The sequence below is a fragment of the Roseococcus sp. GW821-FHT12F05 genome (assembly GCF_058806835.1).
On the sequence record NZ_JBXAQB010000011.1, the window covers coordinates 102,521 to 124,763 of the forward strand.

A 22,243-nucleotide genomic window follows, 5' to 3' on the forward strand; every position below is an offset into this window, starting at 1 on the left:
ATGGAGGGGCGCAACCTGCCCTGGGGAAGCGGTGCAACGTTACGGCATCGGCCGAAGCGCCCGGCTCCGGAAAGGACAAACCACGGCCGTCGTTCAAGACGGCGTTCCGCCCCTGTCCCAAGGGGGACGCGGCCGGGCGCCGCCTTGGCGCCGGCAGCCTCGGATGGTGGAGAGACCGGCAATGCCGATGACCGCACTGCAAGCGGATGCCGACAAGCGTGGTATCCTCGTTTACGCCCTGCGCCAGAGCAACACGGCGCCGCTGGCCAAGGACGCGACGGGAATGGCGGCGCCCGGGCCCTGGGGACGGGTCAGCGGAGGCTATTGCGCCGGGCTCGCCACGCGCTGGATCGCCCTGCGCTATGCCGCCTACGACTACCTTTTCGACCGGGCGACGAAGCTCTGTGAATACCCGGACTGGAAGGCGACCGCCGACCAGAACATCATCGGCGATGGCTATCGCGACAGGGCGCGACGTTTCCCGATGCAGTTCCAGGAGGCTTATGCCCAATACGGCCTTCGGCTGAATCTCGGCGCGGTGGTCGATGCGCCCCAGGCCCTGGACGGCAAGATCCTGCGCCGCGCCGGCGAGGCGGCCATGGGCTGCCATTTCATCTACATCGCTCGGGAGGGCGGCGCCCATGCCGTCGCGATGATGAACGAGGGGCCGCTCGGTTGGCGCTTCTTCGACGCCAATTTCGGGCATTTCAGGCTGGCCGATGCCCCGGCCTTTGAAAGCTTCGTCGACTGGTTCGCGCAGCGCAGCGGCTACAAGCGCACCTATGTGAAGCGCGTGGCGACGGTCCACATCAACCCGCCGCCCTTCACCGGAGCCAACTTCCAGTCCCTCATGACGCAGGTGAGACGCAGCCTCGGGCGCTGACGCCCGGCCCCGCGGCGTTTACCCGCCGCGGGGCTGCCAGCCGCCCGAAGCCGGTCCGGCCACGGACATGTTGGGCTCCAGCCCTGCCCCGAACGCCGCGGGCCGCACGGTGCTCATGTTGCCGCCGCTGTGCAGGCCCCATGCATCGAACAGCCCCCTGAAGAGCGGCTTGGTGGGATGCGCCACCTTGCTCTCGAACTTGCCGGTGGTGCTGCGGACCGTGATGCGGATCTCGTCCGTCGCGGCCGAGAGGCGCGCGTGAAGCTTCTTGTAGATCTCGTAGCTGTCCGAGATCTCAGCCCCATGCTTCGTGTCCCACCGGCCAACGAGGATACAGCCCTCGCTCCACCGGGCGTTCTGGCCCATGTGGATCCGGATGCCCTGGTAGTTGGGCACGCCGATCAACAGGGGAACCAGCTCGCTCAGCCCGTAGGACTTGTACTTGGCGGAGAACTTGTTGCTGAGGGTCAGCTTCACCGGATAGGTGCCGCAGGGGATGGCGGTCACCTTGGCGACCTTCTTCTTCCGCTCGACGTCCTCGAGCGTGAAGCATTCGAACTGGCCGTCGATGGTAAGGATGCCGATCGTGGCGTCCTTGATCTCGGTGAAGCGGTTCAGGTCAAGCAGCATCTGGAAGGGTCCCGCGGCTGGCAGTGGCGAATGCGCTGCCGGTAGCGCCGGGTCCCGCGGCGGTCTTGAACGGCGCGGGAAGCTTGTCGCTTCCTGCGCGGTCTCAGCCGCCGCGGCGGAAGCGGGACGGCGTCGTGCCCGTGACCTGGCGGAAGCGCCGGCTGAAATGGGCCTGGTCGGCGAAGCCGAGCATGACCGCGAGATCGGCCAAGGGCAGCCCGGACCGGCCACGGAGCAACTCCTGGGCGCGCTCGATTCGCCGCCGCGTCAGGAAGGCGTGCGGACTTTCGCCCGTCGCCGTGCGGAAGCCACGCGCGAACTCCGCTATGGAGAGCCCGGCGATGCCGGCGAGCGCCTCAAGCGAGGGCGGTTCCGCCGGAGTCTCCTCCAGCATCGTCTCGATGGCGTCGAGCACGCGCTTCAGCGCGGGGGCGCCCAGCGGCCGCCGGGGGGCCTGGCGCCTCGGCGCGGCGAGCGCTGCAGTCAGGAAGGCGATGGCATGGTCCACATAGAGGCGCTCGCTGCCGCCGCAGGCCGCGCGCTCCATCAGCTCCAGCAGGACGGCGCGAAGGCTGTCGTCGCGGAAGGGCAGCAGCCCGCGTGCGAAGGCGTCGTCGGCCCGGCCGCCGATCGCGGCGAAGGCCGAGGCGGAGAGGGAGAGGGTGAGCATCTCGGTCCCGCCCTCGGCCTCGTATTCGAGGTCGGTCGCGCCCGGCGAGAGGGTCAGCAGCCCGACCCGCGGCGGTGGCAGCTCCCGGACCTCCCCGACATGGCGGGTGATGCGGCCAGCGCCACGCGCCAGGCAAAGATGGACCGCGAGCGCCATCTCATGACGGGCCCGGGCGAAGGGGTAGGGCGGGTTCACAGCGCGCAGGAGCTCGGCGCCGGACGGCAGCGTCCAGGCGGTGAAGTCGCCCCGGGTCAGGCCGCGAATGCGATAAGCCGCCGAAAAGCCATTGAGCTTCCTGATCTCCATGCTTCCGGAAGCCACTCGCCCTTCGTCGATCCTATCGTCGGGGCAGACCTTACGAGGAGTTTACTTGCCACGGCAGGGGATTCTGCGTCGCGTCTGTCGCGCCGGCGTCAGAGCCTGACGGTCTGGCTTTCGCCGAAGGCGGGCAGCCGGAAATCCTGCTCCCCGGCCGAGGTCCTCAACCGCCGCTCCGGCTCGTCGATCGCCTCCTGCGTCAGCTTGAACGTGGCAAAATGCATCGCGATCGCGGTCTTCGCCCGGAGCTGGAGTTGTGCCTCCAGCGCCTGTTCCGGCGTCATGTGCACCGCCTGCATGAACCAGAACGGCTCATAGGCCCCGATCGGGATCAGCGCCGCACCGAAGCCGCCGAAGGCGCGACCGATCACCTCCAGATGCCCGCCCGCCGCCGTGTCGCCCAGGAAGGCCAGCCGCCCGCCGGACGCCGCCTCCACCGCGAAGCCACCCCACAGCGCCTTCGAGCGATCATGCAGCCCGCGCGCGGAAAAATGCCGCATCGGCAGGTAGGTCGCGCAATGCCCGCCCGGCAGCACGGCCCGACCGCCCCAGTCCAGCTCCGTCGCGCCCGGCATGCCGTGCCGCGCCAGCAGCGCCCCATGCCCGAGACCGGTGAAGACCGGCGCGCCCCACCGCGCGTGCAGCGCCTTGAGGCTGGGGATGTCGAGGTGGTCGTAATGCCCGTGGCTCACCAACACCGCGTCGATCCGCGGCAGGTCCTCCAGCGCGATCGCCGGCGGCCGCACCCGTTTCGGCCCGGCCCAGCCGACCGGGCTGCATCGGTCGCTGAAGATCGGGTCGGTCAGGATCGTCGTGCCGTTGTCCAGCCGGATCAGGAAGGTCGAGTGCCCGATGAAGGTGAAGCTCGCATGCCCCGGCGGCACGGTCTCCGGCGGCGGAGGCTGCGGCGGATCGACGATCCCCACCGGCCAGGCCACGCCGCCGCGCTCGCGCATCATCCGGAAGACGTTGCGCAGCGACTGCCCCGCCGGCCCGCCATCCGGGTTGAGGAACCGCCCCTTCGCGTCCTTCTGGGAGGGACCCAGCCTCACCACATCGTCTGTGCGGCGCGCTCCGGCCATTCCTGGTCGTACTTCGCCCCGCCCACCGCGCCCCTCGTCATCGCCGCCAGGATCTGGCCCGGCGTCGGCAGTTCGGGTTTCGGATGGGGTTCCCAGAGCTGGGCTCGGATCACGGCACGGGCGCATTGGAAGTAGATGGTCTCGGCGCGGATGATGGCGATGGTCCGCGGCAGCTTTCCTTCCATCTCGAAGCTTTTGCGCAGCCCGTCGTCCGCCGTGAGCCGCGCCGTCCCGTTGATCCGCAGCGCATTGCCGCTGCCCGGGATCAGGAACATCAGCGCCACCCGCGGGTCGCGGACAATGTTGCGCAGGCTGTCGATCCGATCGTTGCCGCGGCGATCGGGCAGGGCCAGCGTCCGGTCGTCCAGGATGCGCACCAGCTGGCCGGGCCGGTCGCCGCGCGGCGAACAGTCCATCCCTTCCGGCCCGACCGTGGCCAGTGCCAGGAAGGGCGCCGCCTCGATGATCTTCCGGTATTCCGGGATGAACCAGGCCGCCTCCTTCTCCGTGGAGGCCGCGCCCGGCACGCCGTAATGGCCGTGCAGCTCGTCGAGCGTCTCGATGAACTTCATGTGACCTTCACCTCCAGCTTGCCCGCCATCTCCTGGATGAACTGCCAGGCCACGCGGCCCGAGCGGCCGCCGCGCGTGATGCTCCACTCGACGGCGGCCTTGTGCAGCTCCTCCTGCGAGATCGGCAGCGACACGGCGCCGGCATAGCCGTCGATCATCGCGAAGAAGGTGTCCTGGTCGCAGTTATGAAAGCCGACCCAGAGCCCGAACCGGTCACTGAGGGAAACCTTCTCCTCCACCGCCTCGGAGGGGTTGATCGCGGTGCTGCGCTCGTTCTCGATCATGTCGCGCGGCATGAGGTGCCGGCGGTTCGAGGTCGCGTAGAACAGCACATTGGCCGGCCGTCCCTCGATGCCGCCGTCCAGCACGGATTTCAGCGCCTTGTAGTCGGCGTCCTCCTTCTCGAAGGAGAGGTCGTCGCAGAAGACCAGCGCGCGGCGCTCCTGGGCGCGCAGATGGGTCAGCAAGTCGGGCAGGGTGCGGATGTCCTCGCGATGAATCTCGATCAGCGCCAGCGAGCCCGGGATCTGGGCGTTCGCCTCCGCATGCGCCGCCTTGACCAGCGAGGACTTGCCCATGCCGCGCGCGCCCCAGAGCATGGCGTTGTTGGCCGGGAAGCCCCGGGCGAAGCGCAGCGTGTTCTCGAGGATGATCTCCTTCTGCCGCGCCACACCCTGCAGCAGCACGATGTCCACGCGGCTCACATGCGGCACCGGAACGAGCTGATTCCGTTCCGGCTTCCAGACGAAGGCGTCGGCGCCCTCCAGCCGTGGCGGCGGGGCCGGCGGCGGTGCGAGGCGTTCCAGGGCGGCCGCGATGCGGGCCAGAAGTTCCGTTTCCATGGAGGGTTTGAAGCGGCGTGCGCGGCGTTGCGCAAGGGAGACGAATCGCTGGACTGTTGACGCGCGGACGCATGCGGGCCATCTCGCCCAGGCCCGCCACGCTACCAGCCATCACACTGCGAGGAACGATGCTCATCTCTCCGGCCTATGCCCAGGACGCCGCAGGTGCGAGCGCCATGGTCATGCAGCTCCTGCCGCTGCTGCTGATCTTCGTGGTGTTCTACTTCCTGCTGATCCGCCCGCAGCAGAAGAAGATGAAGGAGCATCGCGGCATGCTCACCAGCCTCAAGCGCGGCGATCGCGTGATCACCGGCGGCGGCATCGTCGGCGAGGTCAAGCAGGTGAAGGAGAATTCCGACGAGGTGGACGTCGAGATCGCGCCGAACGTGCGCGTGACGGTGGTGCGCGGGACGATCAGCAGCGTGATCCGCCCCGAGGCCGCGAACGACACCAAGAAGGGCTGAGGCGATGTCCCTGCGGTTCGTCGAGACCCCGCAGGCCATCATCGCCGTCGAGGAGCACGGGCCACCCGATGGCCCGCCCGTCATCCTCCTCCACGGCTTTCCCTACTCCGCGCGCGGCTATGACGCCGTGGCCGCGATCGTGGCCGAGGCCGGGCACCGCGTGCTGGTCCCCCATCTCCGCGGCTATGGCGAGACGCGGCTGAAGCCCGGTGTGATCCGCTCCGGCGCGCAAGGCGCGCTCGGCACCGACCTGCTGGCGTTGATGGATGCGATGTCCATCCCCTCTGCGATCCTCGCTGGCTACGACTGGGGCGGCCGCGCCGCCTGCATCGTCGCGGCCCTGCATCCGGAGCGCTGCGCGGGCCTGGTGAGCTGCACCGGCTACAATATCCAGGACATCGCCCGGAGCGGCGAGCCGGCTGTGCCGGACAAGGAGATGCGGCACTGGTACCAGTTCTATTTTCATGGCGAGCGTGGGGCGCGCGGACTGGAAAAGAACCGCCGTGAGATCGGCCGCCTGCTCTGGGAGCAATGGTCGCCCGACTGGCGCTTCTCCGAGGAGGAATTCGCCGCCAGCGCCGCGCATTGGGACAACGAGGACTATGTCCCCGTGGTGATCCAGTCCTACCGCCACCGCTTCGGCCTCGCGGCCGGCGATCCCGCGCATGAAGGGATCGAGGCGGCACTGGCGAAGCTGCCGCCCATCACCGTGCCGAGCATCGACCTCCACGGCGGCTCGGATGGTGTGAACCCGCCTCCGCCCAGGGCTTCCGGTCGCTTCACGGGCCGCTTCGAGCGCCGGATCCTTGAAGGCATCGGCCACAACCCCCCGCAGGAGGCGCCCGAAGCCTTTGCTCAGGCGCTGAGGGATGTCGCCCCCGCCTGATCATGCGCCGGCCGCATGACGCGCGCGGCGTTGCGCGCAGGGGACAGGCCTAAATCCCGCTGCCAGTCTGATCCCGCCTTCAGGGAGCCAGATGCATGACCGAACCGAAGACCCTTCTGCAGCTTGCGGGCGCGAGCCTCGCGCCGCCGCGCCTGGCCGATGCCGCGCTGGTGGTGATCGACGCCCAGGGCGAGTACCGGGAGGGCCGCCTGCCGCTGGAGGGCATCGATCCCGCGCTCGATGCTCTCGCCGGCCTTCTGGATCGCGCCCGTGCCGCCGGTGCGCTGATGATCCATGTCGCGCACAAGGGCCGCGCCGGCGGGCTTTTCGATCGCGATGCGGCCGGCGGCGCCATCCTCCCCGCGGCCGAGCCGAAGGACGGCGAGGCGGTGGTCGAGAAACCCCTGCCCAATGCCTTCGCGCAGACCGGCCTCGCGGAGAAGCTGGCCGGCCGGAAGGAGCTCGTGATCGCGGGCTTCCAGACGCATATGTGCGTCAGCTCGACCGCCCGCGCGGCGCTGGACCTCGGCTTCCGCGTCACCATCGCGGCCGATGCCTGCGCCACCCGCGCGCTGCCCGACCCTGTCACGGGCGCTGCCATCAGCGGTGCCGAGATCCATCGCCACTCCCTGGCGGAACTGGCCGACCGCTTCGCGATCGTGGTCCCTGCCTCGGCGCTCAGCTGAAGCGAAAAGGGCGCCCAGTTCCCCGGACGCTCTTCAAGAAGAAGCGGGTCAACGCAGCATCCGGCCGCAATGCGGCCGGCGCCGCCAACCTGACCTGCCCCTCGGCGCACCAGTTGCCCGGCGTCTGAGGGCGGGAAAAATCTTAAGGCCGAAGGCCCTAAGCGCTCTGGCCGCTCTCCAGGCCGCCCTTGTCCAGCAGGCTCTCGACCACGCTCCAGTCGACGAGCTTGTTGAGGAAGTTGTCCAGGTAGCCCGGGCGGACGTTGCGGAAGTCGAGGTAGTAGGCGTGCTCCCACACGTCGGCGCCGAGGATGGGCTTGCCCTCGCCGGTCGAGATCGGGTTCGCGCCGTTCGGGGTCTTCGTCACCTTCAGCTTGCCATCGGGCGTCAGGATCAGCCAGGCCCAGCCCGAGCCGAACTGCGTCACGCCGGCCTGCTTGAAGGCCTCCTTGAAGGCCGCGAGGCCACCGAGGTCGCTGTCGATCTTGGCGGCGAGCTTGGCCGGCAGCTTGTCGCCGCCGCCCGAGGGGCTCATCACCTGCCAGAACAGCAGGTGGTTGTAGTGCTGGCCGGCCTGGTTCAGGACGGGCAGGCCGTCGGCGCCAGCCTTGCCGGCCTCGGCCACGATGGTCTCCAGCGACTTGCCGGCGAGACCCTTGCTCTCGATCAGCCCGTTCAGCGCCGTGACATAGGCCTGGTGGTGCTTGCCGTGATGCAGCTCCAGCGTCTCCTGGCACATGCCCTGGGCGGCGAGCGCGGCGGTGGCGTAGGGGAGGGGGGGAAGGCTGAAGGCCATGGCGTTTCTCCTGAGGAAGCGGTGCTGCGCAGCTAAGCAGGGTGGCGTGAGGCGTCAACCGCTTGCGGAGTGACGCTCTTGCGGTCATGCGGTTTCGCGTGCCCGAACTTTCCCCTTGTGGCGCCATTGCGCGCCGTCACGACCCGGACCGCTTCTTCTGCGCGCTCTTCGCGCCGGCGGAGAGGCGGGAGGCGCTGTTCACCCTGATCGCCTTCAACCACGAGCTGGCCCGCGCCCGCGAGGCGGCGCGCCAGCCGGTGCTGGCCCTGATGCGCCTGACCTGGTGGCGTGAGGCGGTCGAGGAGGCCGCGGCTGGCCGTCCCGCCCGCCAGCACGAGGTCGCCGCCCCGCTGCACGCGGCCATCCGTGAGGGTGCGCTGGACGCCGAGGGTCTCGTCGCCATGGCCGAGGCGCGCGAGGCCGAGACGGAGGAGGCGGGCATCCCCACCACGGCGGCCCTCCACGCCTATCTGCGCGGCACGGCCGGCGGCTTCGCCGTGGTCGCGGGGCGTCTTCTCGGTGCGCCGCCGGCTCTGCTGCCGGCGCTGCAGCAGGCGGGGCTGCTCTACGGCCTCGCCGGACTGCTGCGCGCGGTGCCCTCGCTCGCCGCACAGGGGAGGTGCCTCCTGCCCACCGAGCTCGTGATGCCGGAGGCCGTCATCGCCGATCCCGACGCCGCCCTTCCGGTCATCCGGGAGCTCGCCTCCGGCGCACCGGAGCCGCCCAGCCTCCGCGGCCTGCCCCGATCGGCCGTCGCGGCCGCCCTGCCGATGACCCTCGCACGGCGGGATTTGCGACGCCTGGCGCGGGGCGTGGAGGTCCGGAGAGGCCTGGGAGACCGCCTGGCCGTCCTCATTGCGGCGCAAATGCCAAGCCGCTAGCGAATTCATGCCATATTCGCGGATCATTGATGCTACCCAGTCAGGTGGGTGAATCATGTCGCGCTATCTCGTTTCCGGCGGCGCCGGCTATGTCGGCAGCCATGTGGTCCTGGCCCTGCTCGATGCGGGGCATGACGTGGTCGTGGTGGATGACCTCTCCACGGGTCACCGCGACGCCGTGCCCTCCGGCGCGACCTTCATCCAGGCCAACCTCTCCGAGCGGAAGCGCCTGGGCGAGATCTTCGCCGCCTGGAAGTTCGACGCGGTCTTCCATCTTGCCGCCCTCTCGCTGGTCGGCGAGAGCATGCAGCAGCCCATGCGCTACTGCCGGGACAACCTCTCCAACGGCGTGAACCTGGCCGAGGCCGCGGTGCGCGCCGGCTGCCTGCGCTTCGTCTTCTCCTCGACGGCTGCGATCTTCGGCGTGCCCAAGGTCACGCCCATCCCGGAGGACGCGCCCACCACCCCGGTGAACCCCTACGGCCTCTCCAAGCTCATGATGGAGCAGGCACTGGGCTGGGCCGAGGGCGCCAACGGCCTGCACTCCGCCTCGCTGCGCTACTTCAACGCGGCCGGTGCCGATCCGCTCGGCCGTGCCGGCGAGGACCATGAGCCGGAGACCCATCTCATCCCGCGCGCCATCTTGGCCACGCTGGGCCACGCGCCGCCGCTGCACGTCTTCGGCACGGATTACGACACGCCGGACGGGACGGCGATCCGGGACTACGTCCATGTCTCCGACCTCGCGGCCGCGCATATCGCCGTGCTACCGCGGCTGGAGCGCGGCTCGGTGCGCTACAACATCGGCAACGGCGCCGGCCACTCGGTGCGCGAGGTGATGGCGGCCGTGGAGCGCGTCTCCGGCCGCAAGGTGCCCTACGAGAACGGGCCGCGCCGCGCGGGCGACCCCCCGGCGCTGGTGGCCTCCTCGGCGCTCATCCGCGCCGAGACGGGCTGGACGCCACGGCATGCCGAGCTGGACGATATCGTACGCACGGCCTGGACCTGGCACGCAGCCAACCCGCAGGGCTACGCAGCGCGCGAAGCCGCCTGAGGGTGCGCTATTGCGAAGGGCTCTGCCCCTCGCGCTTCCCGCCAGGGGCCTCTCTGCCTTTGGTAGGAGTGCCGGGGCTGGTCCTTGCCTTACCGCCATTCCTGTGGCCGAGATTCATCCGGTCATCATTTTCTTGCGCGGCGAGGGCGATGAGCCTGTAGGCTTCACCCAGGCCTGCAACCCGCGACATCGGGCTCCGGCCGAAGTCGCGGATCAACGCCTTGGAGCGCATCTACGCCGCCGTCCTGGCCGGTCTCGGTATCGCCGTGGCCAGCGGTTGGATCTGACCGAAGGGTTCGACGACGGATGGGTGCGCGAAGCGCTTTCCGATTGGGAAATGCCGCGGCTCGATTTGCAGGCGGCGCTGCCTCCCGGGTGACGGGCTGGCCTCAGGGCCAGCGGGATCATCGCCTTCATCGAAGAGCAGTTGAAAACGACGCGATACGTCGTCCGCTGGGCCTTGTCCGATATGGAGGCCCGTCTGCTTTGCGGCCATGTAGGCTGAGACAGCCGCCTCATCGGGCCGCCAGACCCTCTCTCTCCAGCACTTGCGAATAATTCTCATTCTGGTTACGGGGTGATCCTGGCCCGATGGGAATCGCATGCCGGACGATCTGGACGCCCTTTTCCGACGGCATCACCGCGAGCTGCAGCGCTTTGCCCGCGACGGGCTCCACGACCGTTCCGCAGCAGCGGACGTCGTCCAGGACGCCTTTCTCCGCTACGCCGTCGCGGCCCAGGGAGGAGGGGCGGGGCAGGGCGATGCGCCATGGCCGATCGCCAACCCCGTGTCCTTCCTCTGGAAGGTCGTGCGCAACATCGTCCGTGACCATCGGCGGCAGCACCGGCGCCGCGGGACAGCCCTGGACATCGACGAGCTCTCGGACAGCCTCGCCGACCCGCAGCCCTCGGCCGAGCGGATCCTCGTCGCCCGGCAGGAGTTCCGGGTGCTGCGGGCCGCATTGGAGGAACTACCGCCCGACTGCCGGCTCGCCCTGCTGCTCAGCCGGACCGAAGGGCTGACGCATCCGGAGATCGCCCGACGCCTCGGCATCTCGACCAGCATGGTCACCAAGCACATCATCCGCGCGCTGCGCCACTGTACCCGGCGGCTGTCGGGCCATCTTCCGCTGTCGTGATCGGGCGGTCGAACGTCTGTATCCTTGAAGACCCGGACCATATTCCGAAGCCCATGACACGCCGCCTGTCCCCGGAGGAGCTCGATACGCCGCTCGAACCCGAGCGCGAGGCGGCGCTGGAATGGGTCGTCCGTCTGCATTCCGGCCAGGCCTCGCCCGGAGATCATGCGGCCTATGCCGCCTGGAAGGCCGCGGACCCCGCTCACGCTGCCGCGGCAGCGGAGGCGGAGCGCAGCTGGGCCGCGGTTGGCGCGGCACCGCGCCCGAGGTCCTCGCGCCGGCGGGCCGTGATCGCGATGGGCCTCGTCGTCGGAGCCGGCACAATCGGCGTCTCGCGGCTGCCGGCCGTTCGCAGCGGCACCGCGCGGCTCCTGTCCGACCAGCGCACGGCGGTGGGCGAACTGCGGCGCCTCACGCTGCCCGACGGCTCGACGCTGGAGATGGACACCTCGACCGGCCTCGACCTGGACTTCGCCCCCGACCGGCGGCGCGTCGTGCTGCATGCCGGCCGCATCCATGTCGAGGTCGCGCGCGATTCTGCCCGGCCTTTCCTGGTGTCGGCCGCCGGCGGCGACAGCCAGGCACTCGGCACGGCCTTCTCCGTGGCGCGGAGCTCCGACGACGTGCGCGTCCTCGTCACCCGGCACGCCGTGCAGGTGCGCTACGATGGCGCCGAGGCCGTGCTCCAGGAGGGGCAGGAGCTCGACTACAGCCCGGCCGCCGGGTTGGGCCGCCCGCGCGGCGCCAATCTGGAGGCCGCCACCGCCTGGCAGCGCGGCCAGCTCGTCTTCAACGGCGAGCCGCTCGGCGAGGTGGTCGCCGCGATCGCGCGCTACCGCCGCGGCTGGCTCCTGCTCCGCGGCGAGGCGCTGGCGCGGCGCCGGGTCACCGGCGTCTTCCCGACAGGCGACACCGACGCCTTCCTCCAGGCTCTGCCGGCGCTGCTGCCGGTGCGCATTCGGCGCCTGCCGCTGCTCGACATCATCGAGCCGTTCGGCTCCTGAGCGGCTATTTTGTTGCGGCATCATATCTTCCTGGTCGTGTTCGAGGGCACGGTCGTCTGGACCCGGTGAGGGCGCCGCCTGCGCGCCGCTGATCGAGGTTTGGAATGACAGGAATTCGTCTCGCCTTGCTGGCCGTCACCGCTCTGGCCTGGGCGCCCATGAACAGCCGGGCGCAGGAGGCCGTGCAACTGGTCCAGGCCTCGCCCACGCCGCGCAGCTTCAGCATCCCCGCGGGGCCGCTTGCACGGGCACTGCCGGCCTTCGGCCAGGCCGCCTCGCTGCGCATCCTGGCGCTGACAGAGACCATCGGAAACCGGCAGACCCAGGGTGTTTCAGGCACGCTCCCGCCGGAGGAGGCGCTACGCCAGCTCCTCGCCGGCACCGGCCTGACCTACCGCTTCACCGATGCCGCGACCGTCACGCTCGCGCCGCTGCCGACCGACGGCGCGCTGGAGCTGCCGGAGGTCCGCGTGGATGCCAGCCAGCTCCGAGCCTACAGCCCGCTGCGCGGCTACGTGGCCTCGGTCGCTGGCACCGCGACCAAGACCGACACGACCCTGCTCGAGACGCCGCAGGCCCTCTCCGTCATCGGCCGGCCCGAAATCGAGGCGCGCCAGCCCCAGTCGGTCTCCCAGGCGCTGCGTTACACGCCCGGCATCACGGCGGACAACCGGGGCTCGGTGAACCATTACGATGTGCTCTACGCCCGCGGCTTCGGCGGCTTCAACATCCTCTACCAGGACGGCTTGCGCCTGCCCTTCGGCAACTACGCCATCTCCCAGCCCGACCCCTACAACCTCGAGAGGATCGAGGTGTTCCGCGGCCCGACCTCGGTGCTCTACGGCCAGAACAACCCAGGCGGCCTGGTCAACCTGGTGACCAAGCGCCCTTCGGCCGAGCCCATCCGCGAGGTCCAGATCCAGGCCGGCTCCTTCGGGCGGATCAATGCCGGCTTCGACTTCGGAGGGCCGCTGGGCGGGAGCGGCCAGTGGTTCTACCGCCTCACGGGCCTGGCGGGTGCGGCCAATTCCCAGGTGAACCACATCGAGGAAAGCCGCATCTCCCTCTCGCCGGCACTGACCTGGCGGCCGTCCGACAACACCACGCTGACCTTCCTCGGCAACTACCAGCGCGACCCGAGCGGCGGCTTCTTCGGCTTCGTGCCGGCCCAGGGCACCTTCCTGCCCAACCGGAACGGGCGGATCCCGACCAGCTTCTACGACGGCGAGCCGAGCTTCGAATACTTCCGCCGCGAGCAGATCCAGGCCGGCTACCTGTTCGAGCACCGCTTCGACGACGTCTTCACCCTGCGTCAGAACCTCCGCTACACGCATATGGACATGCAGTGGGGCCGCGTCGCCTCGGCCGGTCTGCAGGCGAACCTGCGCACCCTGAACCGGGAGGCCAACACCGACAGCGAGACGCTGGACGGCCTCACTGTGGACACGCAGCTCCAGGCGCGGGTGCAGACGGGCCCGGTGCGGCACACGCTGCTGGCGGGCGTGGACTACCAGTGGACCAGCAACCAGTACGCGATCGGCAGCGCCACGGCGCCCACCCTCGATATCCTGAACCCCGTCTATGGGGTCTCCATCCCCCGCCCGCCCATCTATTTGAGCACGGCCACGCGGGCGGACCAGATCGGCCTCTATCTACAGGACCAGATCCGCCTCGGCCGATGGTCGCTGCTCCTCGGCGGCCGGCACGACTGGGCCGACACGCGATCAACCGACCGGCTGCTCGGCCGGACCACCCGGCAGTCCGACGGCGCGCTCACCGGCCGTGCCGGGCTCGTCTACACCTTCGACATCGGCGTCGCGCCCTATGTCAGCTACTCCACCTCGTTCCAGCCCCTGGTCGGCAGCGACTTCTACGGCACCGCCTTCAAGCCGAGCCGGGGCGAGCAGTACGAGGCGGGCATCCGCTACCAGCCGCCGGGCGTGGAATCCTACGTCGCCGCGTCGCTCTTCCACCTGACTCAGCAGAACGTGGCCACCGCGGACCTCGCGCATACGGGCTTCAGCGTGCAGACCGGCGAGATCCGGTCGCGCGGCCTGGAGCTCGAGGCCAAGGCGAGCCTGACGAACGGCCTGAACGTGACGCTGGCCGCAACCTTCCTCGACCCGGAGGTGACGCGCAGCAACACGACGAACCTTGGTCACCGCCCCATCGCGATCCCCCGCACGATGGCTTCGGCCTGGGCCGACTATACTTTCCAGGACGGGCCCGTGCGTGGCCTCGGCCTCGGCGGCGGCGTGCGCTATGTCGGCCGCTCCGCGGGCGATGCGGTGAACCTCTACTCGGTGCCCAGCTACACCCTCGTCGACGCCATGATCCGCTATGACCTCGGCGAGCTGAGCCCGAACCTGCGCGGCATGCGCGTCGCCATCAACGCCAACAACCTAGGCGACGAGCAGTACGTCTCGTCCTGCAGCAGGGCCCCGAACAACTGCTACTACGGTCTGCGGCGCACCGTGTTGGGCACGCTGAGCTACCGCTGGTGAGAGGCGCGACGCGCGGCTGGCGCCTCGTCCACAGCTGGACGAGCCTGGCCAGCACCGGCTTCCTTCTGATGCTCTGCCTGACCGGCCTGCCGCTGATCTTCCACGACGAGATCGACCACTGGACGGGCGCGGCGATCGAACCGCCCGCGATGCCTGCGGGCACGCCGCACGCGGCGCCCTCGCGGATGCTGCAGGCGGGGCTGGACGCCTATCCCGGCCTCATGGTGCAGTTCATGGTCTGGCCGGAGGACGAGCCGGACATCGTGCTTCTGAACCTCGCCGCGCGCCGGCCGGCGCCGCGCGGCACGCAGCGCATCATCGCCGTGGATGCGCGCACCGCCGAGGTCCTCGGGGAGAAGCGCATCTACGAAGGCTTCATGCGGGTGATCCGCACGCTGCATGCGGACATGTATCTCGGCCTCCCGGGGCGGCTCTTCCTGGGCGTCATGGGCCTGCTGTTCCTGGCCGCTCTCGTGTCAGGAACGGTGCTTTATGGACCGGTGATGCGGCGGATGGATTTTGGAACGATCCGGCAGGACCGGCGGCGCATCCGATGGCTCGACCTGCACAACCTCATCGGCATCGTGACGCTGGCCTGGACCTTCGTGGTGGGCGCGACCGGCGTGGTGAACACCTGGACGGAGCTGGCGGTCGGGCTCTGGCAGCGGGATCAGATTGCGGCCCTGACGGCGCCGTACCGTCATCTGCCGGCCCCGGCGAACCTCGCATCGATGGACGCGGTGGTGGTCGCGGCGCGTGCGGCGGCGCCCGGCATGGCGCCTTCCATCGTCGCCTTTCCCGGCATGCCCTCGGCCGGGCCGCGCCACTTCATGGTGGCCCTGCGTGGCGAGGCGGCGGTGGCGCGGCGCCTGCTGAAGCCGGTGCTGCTCGATGCCGGGACGGCCGAGCTCGCCGGGACGGGCGACCTGCCCTGGTACATGACGGCGACGCTGCTCGCGCAGCCGCTGCACTTCGGCGACTACGGCGGGCTCCCGCTGAAGATCCTCTGGGCGGTGTTCGACGTCGCGACCATCGCGGTGCTGGTGACGGGTCTCTATCTGTGGCTCGCCCGCCGTCGGGCGGAGCATCGCGGACGTCCCGCCGGCGCCGGGGCTACGACATGAACTGGCGGGTCTGGGGCTGGCCCATCCTGCTGGCAGTGCTCACGGTGTCCGGCCTGCTGGCGGCGCTGCTCGGAGAGGAGGGGCGATGGCTCTGGCTGTCATGGGGCGCGCTGGGGGTGCCTCTGGCCGTGATCGGCGTCCACCTGGCTCGTGCTGCATGGTGACCGTTCGGCCCGATCCGGAGTGCCGCCCTTGCCGCGGTGCGAGATCTGGCCGCCCTCAGACCGTCGAATGATCCGGCAGGCGGCCGGACCTGGCCCGGGGGGTGCCCATGTTAGGCTGCACTCACGACATAATCGGAGCCGTGTGCGAGAGGCCCATGCCGGCCGATCAGCGCGGCCGCCTCCTTCCGCAGCCGGCCGGCCTGGGCCGACAGCGCGCGCGCCAGGCCCCGGTCGGCGATCCGCTCCAGGAGGGCGTGGCTGGTGGCGAGCTGCAACTCGACCCATTCCATCGGATAGCGATTGGGGAAGCGCTGCGCGAAGAGGATCCGGAAGCCGGCTTGCTCCAGGCGGTCCAGCACCCATTCCGCGGGGAATTCGCGATAGGGCGTCTCCCCGGCCAGCAGGGAGCACCCGTCCCGGAAGCGGCCGATGGCCTGGACCATGCGCCCGGCCTCGCCTTCCGCATGCCCGGCGACATAGGGGTCGAGCCCGACGACATAGAGCCGGCGCCCGACGAGCGGCCGCAGGCGCGCGAAGAGGCTCTCCTGAAAATAGGGCGCGAAACCCTCCACCGCGCCCAGGAGATACTCCGCGAGCACCACGTCATGGACCTCGCCCGCCAGGAGGCCCGGATCGGTCCAGTTGCCCGAGACCAGCCGGTCCTGCGGGCGGAGGGCCCCCCGCAGTCCGGCCCGGGTCTCGGCGAGATGGCCGGGATCGGCGCTGACCGCCGTCCATCTCTCGGTCGCGAGGCCGCTGGCCCAGTGGGCCGACTTCACCCCCGTTCCCGCGTCGAGAAGCGAGCCCCAGGGCAGGTCGCCCTGGAGCCGCTCGATGACCGCGAAGAGCGGGGCAGGAGGCTCGTTCAGCACGGCCCCACCCATCAGAAGGTGAGCGTCGCGCCGCCGATCACGGTGGCGCCGCGGCCACCGCCGATCGTCTCCGCCGCCGGCACCGTGTAGACCGTGTTGCCGATATTCGTCCCGTTGATGAACAGCGTGAGCCGGTCGATCGGGCGGTAGGAAGCGTAGAGGTCCACCGTGGTGTAGCCGGGGATGGGCGTGGTCGCGCCCGTCGTGGTGAAGCTCTGCGTGCTGCCGATGGTCCGGACCCGGCCACCGAGCACCAGCTTCCGGTCGAGCAGCCGCACGCCGGCATCCACCAGCAGGTTGTTGCGCGGCAGGAAGCTGTGGTCGGCCCCGTCGGCGTACCGGATGCTGGTGTTGGTGTAGTTCAGGTTGATGTATGCGACGCCCATGTCGTAGCCGCCCTCGAGCTCGACGCCGCGCAGGCGGCTGGTGCCGGGCACGTTGTTGTAGAACGAGTAGGAATAGGCGGTCCGCCCGACGGTGCCGCGGATGGAGACCATGTTGATGAGGTCTTCGACGTCGTTGTCGAAATAGGCAGCCTTGAACCTGATACGGTCGCCGTCGGTGAAGAGGTTGCGGCGCAGGATGTTCGCCCCGGCCTCCCAGCCCTGCGACGTCTCGGGGCGCAGGAAGGGGTTCGGGTAAAAGGTCGAGGCGCCGCCGGCCGTGTGCGGGCCGGAATACATGGTCTCGGCGATGGTCGGCGGGCGGAAGGCCCACCCATAGGTGATGTAGGGCTGCAGCCAGCTCAGCGCCTGCACCGCCAGAGTGAAGCGCGGGCTCACCCGGCCCTCGCTGGCATTGGTGCTGTAGTTGCCGGTTACCGGCACCGGGCCGAGCGCCGGATTGGCGAAGCCCTGGCCGTCGAGCGAGTAGTTATCGTAGCGCAGGCCCTGCGTGAAGCTGAAGATGCCGCGGCTGAAGGTGGCGCGCGAATAGGCGCCGAACAGGTTCAGCGTGCCATCGCCGTTCACGCCGCCCTTGCGGGACGTGGTGTTGTCCGAGGCGTATTGCAGGCCGTACTCCCAGTTCACGCCCACGCTGCCGAGCGCGAAGCGCGAGGTGTTGGAGACGTGGCCCTGGTAGGCGTCGTTGACGATGCGCCGGCCCGAGGCGGTGCTGGAGAAGAGGCCGGCCTCCGTCAGGTAGTTGTTCATCCGGATCTGGTTCCACGACACCGCGGTGTCCAGGTCGATCAGCGGATTGGCGACAGGCCGGTACTGGTAGCCCAGCCGCACGAGGTTCGACTGGATGTTCTGGTCGTAGAAGTTCGAGGTGAAGCGGTTCTCGTAGACGCTGCCCAGCAGCGAGATGCGATGCTCCTCGGTCGGCTGCCAGTTGAGGCGGGCGATGCCGGTGCGGAGGGACTGCTCGGTGTTGGGCACGGTCACGCCGTCGCCGTTCTTGAACTGGGAGTTCTCGCGCCCGCTGAAGCCGCCCAGCACGCTGATGCCGTTGCCGAGCCGCGCGGCGGAGATGAGGGCGGTGTTCCACTGATAGCCGTTCGAGCCGGTCATCGCCGTCGCCCGGCCGCCGATGGTCTGCCCGGGACGCAGGATGTCCTCGACGTCGAGGAGCCGGAAGTTCACCGCGCCGACCAGGGCGCCCATGCCGCCGCGGCCCGTGACGGCGCCGCGCTCGACGTCGATGCCGGACAGGAAGTTCGGGTCCACATAGGCGAAGGAGCCGCCCTCATGCCCCGCCGGGCGGAAATTCTGGCGGACGCCCTCCACCATCATGTTGACGCGCCCGAAGCCCTCCATGCCCCGCATGTTCACGGAGATGCCGGGCTGCGAGGCGAAGCCGCCGGCGGCGACGCCGGGCACCGTGTCGAGCATCCGATTCGTGTCGGCGCCCGGGAGCAGCCTGTCGGGCCGGACGGTGCTGACCGCCGCGGGCGTCTCGAAGGGCTCGTCGGTGGAGTCGCCCTGCACATGGACGGGCGGCAATTGCAGGCTTCCCGGATCTCCCGGCGCGGGCTGCGCCGCGGCCCCCAGGCTGCCCACGGCATAGAGGGCTGTCGTCACGAACGCGTATCTGAGAGCGTTGATCTGGCTTCGCCGCACGGCCGATAATCCTTTTCTTTTCATGCTGATGGGCACCCGGTCGGCCCAATCCGGGCTGCTCATTAATGATAATGATTCTTATTTGCAATGCGAATGACTCTCATTTGCAGAATCGGAATCAGCCGCTATGGTCCCCGCCGCTTCCCGAAAGGTAATTTGGATGACGAAACGATCCGTGCTTGCCGCCGGCCTGGCCATCGCCGCCGTCGTGGCGCTCGAACCGGCCAGGGCCCAGGCCCCGGCCCCAACCTCGGCTGCCCCGGCGGCGCGCCCCGCCGATGCGGAGCCGCCGCCCAGCCCGGAGGCCCTCGCGGCCATGCGCCAGCGCTTCCGCGACAACTTCCTGCAGCAGTACGACACCAACAGGGACGGGACGGTGACGCGGGCGGAGTACGACCCGATCCGCGCCGAGATGTTCCGCCGGACCGACGCCAACAAGGACGGCAGCCTCTCCGAGGTCGAGTACGTCGCCGAATATGCGGGACGGCTGCGCCTCCAGTACGGCGACCGCGAGGTCGACGACGCCTTCCTCCGCTCGATCGTGCAGGCGAGCCGGCGCTTCGAATCCATCGACCGCGACCGCAACCTCTCGATCAGCCGGGAGGAGTACGACGCCGTCGCCAACCGCACCTTCACGCGCGCCGACACCAACCGCGACGGCGTCGTGACCGCGCAGGACTGGGACGCGCTGCCCGGCGTGCACCCCTGACCGGCCCGGGGGCCGCCGCGGGGGCGGCGGCCCCATCATCTCCCGACGAGGATCACCGAATGCGTACCCTTCTTCCCGCCCTGGCCGTTGTCGGGCTGGCGGCCGCGCCGGCTGCCGGCGCCGAGCTTCGCGTCAGCATCGAGCTGCCGCAGCTGAGCGTCGCGGAATACCACCGGCCCTATCTGGCGGCCTGGCTCGAGAACGGCCGGCAGGAATCCGTCGCGACGATTGCCGTCTGGTACGACACGCGGCTGCGCAACGAGCACGGGCAGCGCTGGCTGAAGGACCTGCGGCAATGGTGGCGGCGCACCGGACGCGAGATGACCCTGCCGGCCGACGGCATCAGTGGCGCGACGCGCGCCCCGGGCCGCCACCAGCTGGTGATCGATGCGGCGAATCCGCGTCTCGCCGGGCTGCCGCCGGGCGAGTACAGCCTGGTCGTCGAAGTCGCGCGGGAGGCCGGGGGACGCGAGATGGTCCGCGTTCCGCTGCAATGGCCGCCGGAGGGACAGGCCGCCAGCGCTGCGGGCTCCTCGGAACTGGGCACCGTGGCCGTCAGCACGCGGCGCTGAATCGCTCGTCAGCTTTCCGAAAGCGGGCGCGAACCTTCCGATTGAGAGCCAGCGCCGGAGCGTCGTGCGCTGGCCAGCATCGGCAGGGCGGACGAAACCTGACATACTCGCCATCTGGGCAGAGAGAGTGCTGGATGATGGCAAAGCTGTTTCCGACGTCCCTGGTCGGCTCTTATCCTCAGCCGGACTGGCTGATCGACCGCGAGAAGCTGGCCAGCCGTTTCCCGCCGCGCGTGCGCGCGAAAGAGCTATGGCGCGTCCCGGCAGAGTACCTCGCGGAAGCGCAGGACGACGCGACGCTGCTGGCCATCCGGGAGCAGGAGCGCGCCGGCCTCGACATCATCACGGATGGCGAGATGCGGCGGGAGAGCTACTCGAACCGCTTCGCGACGGCGCTGGAGGGCGTCGACCTCGACAACCCCGGCACCGCGCTGGACCGCAGCGGCCATCCCAATCCCGTGCCACGCGTCACGGGGCGCATCCGCCGTCGGCACGCCGTGGAGGCGCGGGATGTCGAGTTCCTGCGCGCCAACACGGATCGCATGATCAAGATCACCGTGCCCGGCCCCTTCACCATGGCCCAACAGGCGCAGAACGACTTCTACGAGAGCGAGGAGGAGATGGCCCTCGACTACGCCGAGGCCGTCAACGCCGAGATCCGCGACCTGTTCTCCGCCGGTGCGGATGTCGTGCAGATCGACGAGCCCTACATGCAGGCGCGCCCGGAGAAGGCGCGCGAATTCGGGCTGAAGGCGGTCAACCGTGCCCTGGAGGGCATCACCGGGCGCACCGCGCTCCACATCTGCTTCGGCTATGCCGCAGTGATCCACGCGCGGCCCTCCGGCTACTCCTTCTTGCCGGAGCTCTGCGGCTGCTCGGTCCAGCAGATCTCGATCGAGACGGCGCAATCGTCGCTCGACACCTCCGTGCTCGAGGGGCTGCGGGGCAAGACGATCATCCTCGGCGTGCTGGACCTCTCGGACATGGCGATTGAGACGCCGGAGATCGTCGCCGGACGCATCCGGCGCGCCCTGCCGCATGTCGACCCGGAGCAGGTGATCATCGCGCCGGATTGCGGCCTGAAGTATCTTCCGCGGGATGTCGCCTTCGGCAAGATGAAGGCCATGGTCGATGGCGCGGCGATCGTTCGGCACGAACTGGAAGAACAGCGCCCGGCGTGATGGAACTGTTCCACCCCCGCGCACCCTCGCCGAGGACAAGCGCACCACATCCTACGTTCTTTGCGGATGGGTCCTGGAACTTTGCGCCTGGGTTTTCGTGGCAGGAAATGATTATACTTCGGCGCAGTTGATGGCCGGCGCTGCCTGAGCCGGCAAGGCGTACTTCAGGATCAGCCCGCACAGATGCGCATGAGCAATGTCAATGAAGCCATCTATGCCGAGCTGCGCCGCCGCATCATGGCCGGGCGGTATGAGCCTGGCCTGCAGCTGAAGGAAGAGACGCTTGCCGCCGAGATGGCGGTCAGCCGTACTCCGGTGCGCACGGCGCTTCAGCGCCTCGTCAAGGACGGCCTTCTGGAGGCACATGCGAACCGCGGCGTGTTCGTCTCCGGCTGGACGGAGCGGGACATCGAGGAAGTGTTCCACCTGCGCTGCATGTTGGAGCCGCACGCGGCCTGGCTCGCCGCGACGCGCGCCGACGATGCGCAGCTCGAGGAGCTTGAGGCGCTCAATCAGCGCATGGTGAAGGCCAGTCAAACCGGCCTCCCCGAGGCCGTCGCCGAATTGCAGGGGCTGAACAACAGCTTCCATCAGCTCATCTTGACGGCGTCCTCGTCACCACGCCTGATCTCCATCGCGCGCAGCCTTATCGACTGGCCTCTGATGATCGGAACTTTCTACTTCTTCTCCAGCCAGGACATAGGCCGGAGCATCCAGCACCACGACGATATCGTCGCTGCCATCGCCGCACGGGACCCCCTGTTGGCGCACCGTGCCATGGAGGTGCATCTGCGGCGGTCCTTCCTGACCTACAGGAAGCAGCGCCGGGATCTGGCCGGCCCCACAGGGCATTCGGCGCCCTTGCGGGGGTGAGCAGGACTCCGCGGGTCGCAGTCGCCACCAATTCGATTACCTTCTGCCGTTGTCGCCGTTGTCCGCTCGGGCCTAGCGGCCTGCAGATGGGCACGCGTTCCCGCTTCGCCGAACGCCTATGAATGCAATCTAAAAACAATATATCGGCGCGAAGCAGCATTTTGCCATATTGACGCGTCCATAGCTCCATGATTGTATGTATTTTGTATCGAAGCCCGCGATAAAGCGGGACACCCTGGAGGGATCGCCATGGAAGTGGGTTGGAAGACCTTAC

At 69.2% G+C, this 22,243-nt stretch carries 23 protein-coding genes; 15 read left to right on the plus strand and 8 right to left on the minus strand.

Features of this window, described 5'->3' with window-relative positions; all coding sequences use genetic code 11:
- Window positions 1–187: 187 nt before the first annotated feature.
- A complete protein-coding gene (locus AC1ROY_RS23360) occupies window positions 188–883 on the plus strand; it encodes a YopT-type cysteine protease domain-containing protein (protein WP_493151302.1) in 696 nt (231 codons plus the stop codon).
- An 18-nt stretch (window positions 884–901) separates the two neighbouring features.
- Here AC1ROY_RS23360 and AC1ROY_RS23365 read toward each other — a convergent pair whose 3' ends face one another.
- The 5 genes from AC1ROY_RS23365 to AC1ROY_RS23385 form a co-directional block, all read right to left on the minus strand.
- Window positions 902–1,513, minus strand: coding sequence for a DUF5675 family protein (locus tag AC1ROY_RS23365; RefSeq protein WP_493151303.1), 612 nt, complete (start codon window positions 1,511–1,513; stop codon window positions 902–904).
- Window positions 1,514–1,616: 103 nt separating this feature from the next.
- Window positions 1,617–2,489 (minus strand): helix-turn-helix transcriptional regulator, encoded by an 873-nt coding sequence (locus AC1ROY_RS23370; protein ID WP_493151304.1) that lies wholly within the window; start codon window positions 2,487–2,489, stop codon window positions 1,617–1,619.
- A gap of 107 nt (window positions 2,490–2,596) precedes the next feature.
- Window positions 2,597–3,553, minus strand: a complete 957-nt coding sequence (locus tag AC1ROY_RS23375) for an MBL fold metallo-hydrolase (RefSeq protein ID WP_493151305.1) — start codon at window positions 3,551–3,553, stop codon at window positions 2,597–2,599.
- On the minus strand, window positions 3,550–4,155 hold the full coding sequence (locus AC1ROY_RS23380; protein WP_493151306.1) for a pyridoxamine 5'-phosphate oxidase family protein: 606 nt from the start codon (window positions 4,153–4,155) through the stop codon (window positions 3,550–3,552). Before AC1ROY_RS23380 ends, AC1ROY_RS23375 begins: the two co-directional genes overlap by 4 nt.
- Complete coding sequence (locus tag AC1ROY_RS23385) at window positions 4,152–4,997, minus strand: ATP-binding protein (RefSeq protein ID WP_493151307.1); 846 nt, start codon at window positions 4,995–4,997, stop codon at window positions 4,152–4,154. The genes AC1ROY_RS23380 and AC1ROY_RS23385 overlap by 4 nt, the downstream gene beginning before the upstream one ends.
- Before the next feature lie 128 nt (window positions 4,998–5,125).
- On the opposite strand from AC1ROY_RS23385, the gene yajC reads away from it, so the two are divergent.
- From yajC to AC1ROY_RS23400, 3 genes are all read left to right on the plus strand, one after another.
- Window positions 5,126–5,461: a preprotein translocase subunit YajC gene (gene yajC, locus AC1ROY_RS23390; protein ID WP_493151308.1), complete on the plus strand. Its 336-nt coding sequence runs from the start codon at window positions 5,126–5,128 to the stop codon at window positions 5,459–5,461.
- A 4-nt stretch (window positions 5,462–5,465) separates the two neighbouring features.
- Window positions 5,466–6,347, plus strand: a complete 882-nt coding sequence (locus tag AC1ROY_RS23395; RefSeq protein ID WP_493151309.1) for an alpha/beta fold hydrolase — start codon at window positions 5,466–5,468, stop codon at window positions 6,345–6,347.
- A gap of 95 nt (window positions 6,348–6,442) precedes the next feature.
- The gene (locus AC1ROY_RS23400; RefSeq protein ID WP_493151310.1) at window positions 6,443–7,033 is read left to right on the plus strand and encodes a cysteine hydrolase family protein; all 591 of its coding nucleotides are present in this window, start codon (window positions 6,443–6,445) and stop codon (window positions 7,031–7,033) included.
- A gap of 157 nt (window positions 7,034–7,190) precedes the next feature.
- Here the strand turns inward: AC1ROY_RS23400 and AC1ROY_RS23405 are convergent, their stop codons facing one another.
- The gene (locus tag AC1ROY_RS23405; protein ID WP_493151311.1) at window positions 7,191–7,829 is read right to left on the minus strand and encodes a superoxide dismutase; all 639 of its coding nucleotides are present in this window, start codon (window positions 7,827–7,829) and stop codon (window positions 7,191–7,193) included.
- A gap of 98 nt (window positions 7,830–7,927) precedes the next feature.
- Here AC1ROY_RS23405 and AC1ROY_RS23410 point away from each other — a divergent pair, with 98 nt between their 5' ends.
- From AC1ROY_RS23410 to AC1ROY_RS23440, 7 genes are all read left to right on the plus strand, one after another.
- Window positions 7,928–8,710, plus strand: a complete 783-nt coding sequence (locus AC1ROY_RS23410) for a squalene/phytoene synthase family protein (protein WP_493151312.1) — start codon at window positions 7,928–7,930, stop codon at window positions 8,708–8,710.
- 55 nt (window positions 8,711–8,765) lie between these two features.
- Window positions 8,766–9,764, plus strand: a complete 999-nt coding sequence (gene galE, locus AC1ROY_RS23415) for a UDP-glucose 4-epimerase GalE (protein ID WP_493151313.1) — start codon at window positions 8,766–8,768, stop codon at window positions 9,762–9,764.
- 602 nt (window positions 9,765–10,366) lie between these two features.
- A complete protein-coding gene (locus AC1ROY_RS23420) occupies window positions 10,367–10,903 on the plus strand; it encodes an RNA polymerase sigma factor (protein WP_493151314.1) in 537 nt (178 codons plus the stop codon).
- 53 nt (window positions 10,904–10,956) lie between these two features.
- A complete protein-coding gene (locus AC1ROY_RS23425) occupies window positions 10,957–11,907 on the plus strand; it encodes a FecR family protein (RefSeq protein ID WP_493151315.1) in 951 nt (316 codons plus the stop codon).
- A 104-nt stretch (window positions 11,908–12,011) separates the two neighbouring features.
- Window positions 12,012–14,411 (plus strand): TonB-dependent siderophore receptor, encoded by a 2,400-nt coding sequence (locus tag AC1ROY_RS23430; protein WP_493151316.1) that lies wholly within the window; start codon window positions 12,012–12,014, stop codon window positions 14,409–14,411.
- Window positions 14,408–15,535, plus strand: a complete 1,128-nt coding sequence (locus AC1ROY_RS23435) for a PepSY-associated TM helix domain-containing protein (protein WP_493151317.1) — start codon at window positions 14,408–14,410, stop codon at window positions 15,533–15,535. The genes AC1ROY_RS23430 and AC1ROY_RS23435 overlap by 4 nt, the downstream gene beginning before the upstream one ends.
- Window positions 15,532–15,699, plus strand: coding sequence for a hypothetical protein (locus AC1ROY_RS23440; protein ID WP_493151318.1), 168 nt, complete (start codon window positions 15,532–15,534; stop codon window positions 15,697–15,699). Before AC1ROY_RS23435 ends, AC1ROY_RS23440 begins: the two co-directional genes overlap by 4 nt.
- 110 nt (window positions 15,700–15,809) lie before the next feature.
- On the opposite strand, the gene AC1ROY_RS23445 is transcribed toward AC1ROY_RS23440, so the two are convergent.
- Window positions 15,810–16,571, minus strand: a complete 762-nt coding sequence (locus AC1ROY_RS23445) for a hypothetical protein (RefSeq protein WP_493151319.1) — start codon at window positions 16,569–16,571, stop codon at window positions 15,810–15,812.
- An 11-nt stretch (window positions 16,572–16,582) separates the two neighbouring features.
- Window positions 16,583–18,595 carry a TonB-dependent receptor domain-containing protein gene (locus tag AC1ROY_RS23450; RefSeq protein ID WP_493151320.1) on the minus strand — a complete coding sequence of 671 codons (2,013 nt, stop codon included), beginning with the start codon at window positions 18,593–18,595 and terminating at the stop codon, window positions 16,583–16,585.
- A 199-nt stretch (window positions 18,596–18,794) separates the two neighbouring features.
- Here AC1ROY_RS23450 and AC1ROY_RS23455 point away from each other — a divergent pair, with 199 nt between their 5' ends.
- The 4 genes from AC1ROY_RS23455 (at window position 18,795) to AC1ROY_RS23470 (ending at window position 21,969) form a co-directional block, all read left to right on the plus strand.
- The gene (locus tag AC1ROY_RS23455; RefSeq protein WP_493151321.1) at window positions 18,795–19,343 is read left to right on the plus strand and encodes an EF-hand domain-containing protein; all 549 of its coding nucleotides are present in this window, start codon (window positions 18,795–18,797) and stop codon (window positions 19,341–19,343) included.
- 59 nt (window positions 19,344–19,402) lie between these two features.
- The gene (locus tag AC1ROY_RS23460; RefSeq protein ID WP_493151322.1) at window positions 19,403–19,915 is read left to right on the plus strand and encodes a DUF2271 domain-containing protein; all 513 of its coding nucleotides are present in this window, start codon (window positions 19,403–19,405) and stop codon (window positions 19,913–19,915) included.
- 134 nt (window positions 19,916–20,049) lie between these two features.
- Window positions 20,050–21,096 (plus strand): uroporphyrinogen decarboxylase family protein, encoded by a 1,047-nt coding sequence (locus AC1ROY_RS23465; RefSeq protein WP_493151323.1) that lies wholly within the window; start codon window positions 20,050–20,052, stop codon window positions 21,094–21,096.
- A gap of 183 nt (window positions 21,097–21,279) precedes the next feature.
- Window positions 21,280–21,969 carry a GntR family transcriptional regulator gene (locus tag AC1ROY_RS23470; RefSeq protein ID WP_493151324.1) on the plus strand — a complete coding sequence of 230 codons (690 nt, stop codon included), beginning with the start codon at window positions 21,280–21,282 and terminating at the stop codon, window positions 21,967–21,969.
- The last annotated feature ends 274 nt before the right edge of the window (window positions 21,970–22,243 follow it).